The following is a 6,000-nucleotide window of genomic DNA, read 5'->3' as shown; positions in this document are numbered from 1 at the left end:
CGTCCTCCTCGACGACGGCACCCCGGTCCCCTTCGACGCCGCCGCCTTCGACGCCGGCGGCCTGCGCCTGCTCCGCCCCGGCCAGCGCCTGCGCATCCGCACCGAGGGCACCGGCGACAACCCGCCGCGTCGTCTTCCTCACCCTCCAGACCTTCCCGGACCCCGTCGAGGGTCAGGCCTGACGCTCAGTCCCGCAGCACCCCGACCGACACCAGGTGCGAGCGCCCGCCCATCGCGAAGCTGAGCCTCAACTCACCGTCCCGCTCCAGGCTTTCGGTCACCCGATCGACCGCCCCCGGCCCGAGGAAGTACCGGTACGCCTCGTACTGGGTCCACCCCAGCGGCAGCACCCTGAGCGCCTCCCAGAGCGCCGCCAGGGCGTCCGGGAGCCGCGCGAAGACGGCGGGTGCGGTGACGTCCTCGATCTCGACGGTGTACGACGGCGTCGGGCCGGTCACGTGGTGCTCCCCTGCTCGTGGTCGATCTCGGCCCAGACCCCCTGGGCCTCGTCCGTGCGGTCGTGACCGAACCGGTCGGCGGTGGCCAACAGGTCCAGCACCGCGAGCTGCGCCTCGACGCCGAGGTCCCCGGGCAGCACCACGGACACCCGCCAACCACCGTCCCGCAGGCGGACCCTCGCCCGGGCCCCCGTGGTCACGGCCAGGCGATGGGCGAGGTCGAACACCCTGGTGGTTCGCACGCAACGACTCTCCCCGCGAGCAGCTGGTCACGCAAAGTAAATCTAAACAATTAGATTCCACCTGATGCATTAGATTGTCAACGCTGATTCACCCGCCCTGTCGAACCGGCAGGGTCGTGCCTGCCGCCGGGGAGCGTCCGGATGTCACCTGCTGAGCGCCAGTACCAGCGCGTCGCCGACGACCTGCGCGCCCGCGTCGGCCGGAGAGAGTGGCAGGTCGGCGAGCGGTTGCCGTCCCGCGCCAAGCTCGCGGTCGAGTACGACGTCGGCGAGAACGTGCTGCAGCGGGCCCAGGAGGTGCTGATCACCGAGGGGCTGCTGGCCGGCCGCGCGGGCTCCGGCACCTACGTCCGGCAGCCGGTGGTGCGGCGTCCGATGCTCCGCTCCCGGGTCGGCGCCCCGGTCTCGTTCCGCGCCCAGCTCGGGGAGACCGGCGAGGAGGGCAGCTGGGAGTCCAGCACCTCCACCAACGTCCCGGCCCCGCCCACGACCGCCGCCCGCCTCGGGGTCGAACCCGGAGCCCCGACGGTGCACACCGCCTACGAGTACCTGATCGGTGGTCAGCCCGTGCTGCTGGCCGACAGCTGGGAGCCGATGTCCGTCACCGAGGGCTCGCCGGTGATCTGCCCCGAGTACGGCCCGCTGGCCGGCCAGGGCGTGGTGCGGCGGATGGCGGCGATCGGGGTGAACGTGGAGCGCGCGGTGGAGCGAACGCGCCCGGCCCGGGCCACCGCGCAGCAGGCGGTCCTGCTCGGCGTCTCGGCCGGGGACCTGGTGACGCTGATCGAGCGCACCCACCTCGACGGCGACGGCCGGGCCGTGGAGACCGCCGACCTGGTCATCCCGGACTCGCGCTGGGAGATCACCTACGAACTCCCGATCGTCCGTCAGGAATCCTGAGTCGTAGCCGCCTCCGGGCACGAAAGAGCCGTGGCGGCCCGCTTCCGGGGATTCCCCGGATGCGAGCCGCCACGGCTCACGGCAGTTGACCCGCCGTCGGCTGACCTTCCGCCAGGAATTACTTGGCGGTGGAACGGCGCGAGGTGGTCTTGCGCGCGGTGGTCTTCTTCGCCGGCGCGGTCTTCTTCGCGGTCGCGGTGGTCTTCTTGGCCGCGGCGGTGGTCTTCTTCGCCGGGGTGGCCTTGGCCGCGGTGGTCTTCTTGACCGGGGTGGCCTTCTTGGCCGCAGCGGTCTTGGTGGCGGTGGCCTTGGTCGCGGCGGCCTTGGTGGCGGCAGCCGTCTTCTTGACCGCGGTGGCCTTCTTGGCGACCGTGGCGGTGGTCTTCTTGGCCACGGTCTTCTTGGCCGGAGCGGCGGCGGCCGCCGTGGTCTTCTTGGCGGCGGTGCGCTTGGCCGGAGCGGCGGCAGCGGCGGTGGTGGCGCGCTTGGTGGCGGCGCGCTTGACCGCGGCGGTGGTGCCGGTCTTGCCCGGGGTGAGGGAGCCCTTGGGGGCCTTCTTCACCGACGGACCGTCCTTCGGCAGCTTCTTGCTGCCGGCGACGAGGTCCTTGAAGCCCTGGCCCGGGCGGAAGCGCGGGACGGCGGTCTTCTTGACCTTGACGCGCTCGCCGGTCTGCGGGTTGCGGGCGAACCGCGCGGAGCGGTCGACCTTCTCGAAGGTGCCGAAGCCGGTGACCGACACGCGGTCACCCGCCACGACGGCACGCACCATGGTGTCGAGCACTGCGTCGACGGCCTCTGCGGCAGCCTTGCGACCGCCCAGCTGCTCGGCCACCGCTTCGACAAGCTGAGCCTTGTTCACGTCTTCCCCTTCGGAAACGGGCGCCGGATGATTCCATCCGTTCTTTTCGCACGTTAGGTATGTATCTGCGGAGTTTCAATTACCAAACGCGCGAATCACCCTAGTGTCGCAATGGATTTGCGCGTTCGGCGCCTCATCCGAGCGGCGGGTGCCCCTCGTCGAGGTCTTGGACAAAGCGCGCCAACCTCCTTGCCGCCCCCGGGAGATCACGCTTGGCGGTCTCGGTGACGATCAAGAGCTGACGAGTGAGAGCGGTCTTTGCCTCGGTTGACACGTTCAGCGCATGAACGCGGTCGTGTGCCAGCTTCAACCGCTCGGCCACCAGCGCGTACAGCGCGGCGACTTCCGGGGTGTCCATCCCCTCCGAGGCGGCGGGTTCGCCATCCCCGTACGGAGGTTCATGGTGCCGGTGCATGCAACGATTGTGCCATCTGTGCGGAGTTGCGCTGCGCGGGGGTTTATCCGGAGCTCAACTCGGGCCCGGAACAGACGGATGGCCCACCCCTCGAGAGGGGTGGGCCATCCGGTGGAGCGTCAGGTTTCGGAGCCTCAGGCGACCGGCAGGGTACGCGGCTTGAAGGAGGGTCGGGTCGCCTCGAACTCGGAGATGTCCCCCTCGTTCTGGAGCGTGATGCTGATGTCGTCCAGGCCGTTGAGCAGGCGCCAGCGGACGTTGTCGTCCAACTCGAAGGAGGCGGTCACGCCCTCGGCGCGGACCTCCCTGGCCTCCAGGTCGACGGTGATCTCGGCCGTCGGGTCGGCCTCGGTCAGCGCCCACAGCCGCTCGACCGTCTCCTGCGGCAGGACCACGGTGAGCAGGCCGTTCTTCAGCGAGTTGCCCCGGAAGATGTCGGCGAAGCGCGAGGAGATCACGGCCTGGAAGCCGTAGTTCTGGAGCGCCCAGACCGCGTGCTCGCGGGAGGAGCCGGTGCCGAACTCGGGGCCGGCCACCAGCACCGAGGCGCCCTGGCGCTCGGGCAGGTTGAGGACGAAGGTCTCGTCCTTGCGCCAGGCCTCGAACAGGCCGTCCTCGAAGCCGGAGCGGGTGACCTTCTTCAGCCAGTGCGCCGGGATGATCTGGTCGGTGTCGACGTTGCTGCGGCGCAGCGGGACGGCCCGGCCGGTGTGCGTGGTGAACTTCTCCATGGCGCTCAGACCTCCACAGAAGCGCGGTCGGACAGGTCGGACGGCGCGGCCAGGCGGCCCACCAGGGCGGTCGCCGCGGCGACCTGCGGGGAGACCAGGTGGGTGCGGCCGCCCTTGCCCTGCCGGCCCTCGAAGTTGCGGTTCGAGGTGGAGGCGCAGCGCTCGCCGGGAGCCAGCTGGTCGGGGTTCATGCCCAGGCACATCGAGCACCCGGCGTGCCGCCACTCGGCGCCGGCCGCGGTGAAGACCTTGTCCAGGCCCTCCTCGACCGCCTGCAGCGCGACCCGGACGGAGCCGGGGACGACCAGCATCCTTACCCCGTCGGCGATCTGACGGCCGTCCAGGATGGCCGCGGCGGCCCGCAGGTCCTCGATCCGGCCGTTGGTGCAGGAGCCGACGAAGACGGCGTCCACCTTGACCTCGCGCAGCGGGGTGCCGGCCTCCAGGCCCATGTACTTGAGGGCGTTCTCCGCGGCGGTCCGCTCCTGCGGGTCCTCGAAGTCCTCCGGGTTGGGCACGTTGGCGCCCAGCGGCGCGCCCTGGCCCGGGTTGGTGCCCCAGGTGACGAAGGGGGTCAGCGCGGCGGCGTCGATGAACACCTCGGCGTCGAAGACCGCGTCCTCGTCGGTGGCCAGGGTGGACCAGTACTCCACCGCGGCGTCCCAGTCGGCGCCCTTCGGGGCGTGCGGACGGCCCTCCAGGTAGTCGAAGGTGGTGCGGTCCGGGGCGATCATGCCCGCCCGGGCGCCGGCCTCGATCGACATGTTGCAGATGGTCATCCGGGCCTCCATGGAGAGGCTGCGGATCGCCGAGCCGCGGTACTCCAGGACGTAGCCCTGGCCGCCGCCGGTGCCGATCTTGGTGATGATGGCCAGGATCAGGTCCTTGGCGGTGACGCCCTCGGGCAGCTCGCCCTCGACCGTGATCGCCATGGTCTTGAACGGGGCCAGCGGCAGCGTCTGGGTGGCCAGCACGTGCTCGACCTGGCTGGTGCCGATGCCGAACGCCAGCGCGCCGAAGGCGCCGTGGGTCGAGGTGTGCGAGTCGCCGCAGACCACGGTGGTGCCCGGCTGGGTCAGGCCCAGCTGCGGGCCGACCACGTGCACCACGCCCTGCTCGACGTCGCCCAGCGAGTGGATGCGGACGCCGAACTCCTCGGCGTTCTTCCGCAGCGTCTCCAGCTGGACCCGGGAGACCGGGTCGGCGATCGGCTTGTCGATGTCCAGCGTCGGGGTGTTGTGGTCCTCGGTGGCGATCGTGAGATCCGTCCGGCGGACCTTGCGACCGGCCAGCCGGAGGCCGTCGAAGGCCTGCGGGCTGGTCACCTCGTGGAGCAGGTGCAGGTCGATGTAGAGCAGGTCGGGCTCGCCCTCCGCGCGCCGGACGACGTGGTCGTCCCAGACCTTCTCCGCAAGTGTCCGTCCCATCGGATTCCCTCCAGCCGGCCGCGTTGCCGGCCGCTCGTCTCTGTTGTCCAGGATGTGGACAGCCTGGTAAGGCTGGATCCTGGGTGTCTTCCGGGCTGCTCCACCAAGAGTGGCGCGTTTCTCGGGAAATTGAACTTGCGTCTCGCGGACTGAGACTGCAGTCTTAGGGCATGGACAACACTAGCGGCGTCGGCGTTCTCGACAAGGCCGCTCTGGTGCTCAGCGCACTGGAGTCGGGCCCCGCCACGTTGGCGGGGCTGGTCGCCGCCACCGGTCTGGCGCGCCCCACGGCCCACCGTCTCGCCGTCGCACTCGAACACCACCGCCTGGTCACCAGGGACATGCAGGGCCGGTTCATCCTCGGCCCCCGGCTCGCCGAACTCTCCGCAGCGGCGGGCGAGGACCGCCTGCTCGCCACCGCCGGGCCGGTGCTGACGCACCTGCGCGACGTCACCGGCGAGAGCGCCCAGCTCTACCGCCGCCAGGGCGAGATGCGGATCTGCGTGGCCGCCGCCGAGCGGCTGTCCGGCCTGCGGGACACCGTCCCGGTCGGCTCCACACTGCCGATGAAGGCCGGCTCCGCCGCCCAGGTCCTGCTGGCCTGGGAGGAGCCCGAGCGCCTGCACCGCGGCCTCCAGGGCGCCCGGTTCACCGCGACGGCGCTCAGCGGCGTCCGGCGCCGCGGCTGGGCCCAGTCCATCGGCGAGCGGGAGCCCGGCGTGGCCTCCGTCTCCGCGCCCGTGCGCGGCCCCTCCAACCGCGTGGTGGCCGCCGTCTCGGTCTCCGGCCCGATCGAGCGCCTCACCCGCCACCCCGGCCGCCTGCACGCCCAGGCCATCATCGAGGCCGCCAACCGCCTCACCGAAGCCCTCCGCAGAGGCTGACCGCCGAGCATCCGTCCGAAATGCAGAACGGCCCCCGGAAGGGGGCCGTTCTCGTTTCGTCCGCGCATTCGCCCGGAAATG

The 6,000-nt window shown here is 71.2% G+C and carries 8 protein-coding genes and 1 pseudogene; 3 read left to right on the top strand and 6 right to left on the bottom strand.

The genetic code is table 11. From position 1 onward, the window contains the following. Positions 1-182, top strand: a pseudogene (locus ABD946_RS37640) (hypothetical protein); the annotation flags it as partial. 3 nt (positions 183-185) lie between these two features. Here ABD946_RS37640 and ABD946_RS37635 read toward each other — a convergent pair. Beyond that, positions 186-458 (bottom strand): hypothetical protein, encoded by a 273-nt coding sequence (locus ABD946_RS37635; protein WP_345285474.1) that lies wholly within the window; start codon positions 456-458, stop codon positions 186-188. Beyond that, complete coding sequence (locus tag ABD946_RS37630) at positions 455-700, bottom strand: hypothetical protein (protein WP_345285472.1); 246 nt, start codon at positions 698-700, stop codon at positions 455-457. Before ABD946_RS37630 ends, ABD946_RS37635 begins: the two co-directional genes overlap by 4 nt. Before the next feature lie 141 nt (positions 701-841). On the opposite strand from ABD946_RS37630, the gene ABD946_RS37625 reads away from it, so the two are divergent. After that, positions 842-1,600 carry a GntR family transcriptional regulator gene (locus tag ABD946_RS37625; RefSeq protein ID WP_345290241.1) on the top strand — a complete coding sequence of 253 codons (759 nt, stop codon included), beginning with the start codon at positions 842-844 and terminating at the stop codon, positions 1,598-1,600. Between the two features lie 118 nt (positions 1,601-1,718). Here the strand turns inward: ABD946_RS37625 and ABD946_RS37620 are convergent, their stop codons facing one another. The 4 genes from ABD946_RS37620 to leuC all read right to left on the bottom strand — a co-directional run bounded on the left by ABD946_RS37620 (position 1,719) and on the right by leuC (position 5,035). After that, positions 1,719-2,462: an HU family DNA-binding protein gene (locus ABD946_RS37620; RefSeq protein WP_345290239.1), complete on the bottom strand. Its 744-nt coding sequence runs from the start codon at positions 2,460-2,462 to the stop codon at positions 1,719-1,721. Positions 2,463-2,595: 133 nt separating this feature from the next. After that, a complete protein-coding gene (locus tag ABD946_RS37615; RefSeq protein WP_345290238.1) occupies positions 2,596-2,820 on the bottom strand; it encodes an SCO5555 family protein in 225 nt (74 codons plus the stop codon). A 191-nt stretch (positions 2,821-3,011) separates the two neighbouring features. Continuing rightward, positions 3,012-3,608: a 3-isopropylmalate dehydratase small subunit gene (gene leuD / locus ABD946_RS37610; RefSeq protein ID WP_345289566.1), complete on the bottom strand. Its 597-nt coding sequence runs from the start codon at positions 3,606-3,608 to the stop codon at positions 3,012-3,014. Between the two features lie 5 nt (positions 3,609-3,613). Then, entirely contained in the window at positions 3,614-5,035 is a 1,422-nt protein-coding gene (gene leuC / locus ABD946_RS37605; RefSeq protein ID WP_345289565.1) for a 3-isopropylmalate dehydratase large subunit, read from the bottom strand. Positions 5,036-5,205: 170 nt separating this feature from the next. On the opposite strand from leuC, the gene ndgR reads away from it, so the two are divergent. After that, the gene (gene ndgR, locus ABD946_RS37600; protein ID WP_030275730.1) at positions 5,206-5,919 is read left to right on the top strand and encodes an IclR family transcriptional regulator NdgR; all 714 of its coding nucleotides are present in this window, start codon (positions 5,206-5,208) and stop codon (positions 5,917-5,919) included. The last annotated feature ends 81 nt before the right edge of the window (positions 5,920-6,000 follow it).

Origin of the sequence: Kitasatospora albolonga, assembly GCF_039535905.1 — a bacterium.
Classification (GTDB): Bacteria; Actinomycetota; Actinomycetes; order Streptomycetales; family Streptomycetaceae; genus Kitasatospora; species Kitasatospora albolonga.
This window is presented reverse-complemented; position numbering and strand designations above follow the sequence as displayed.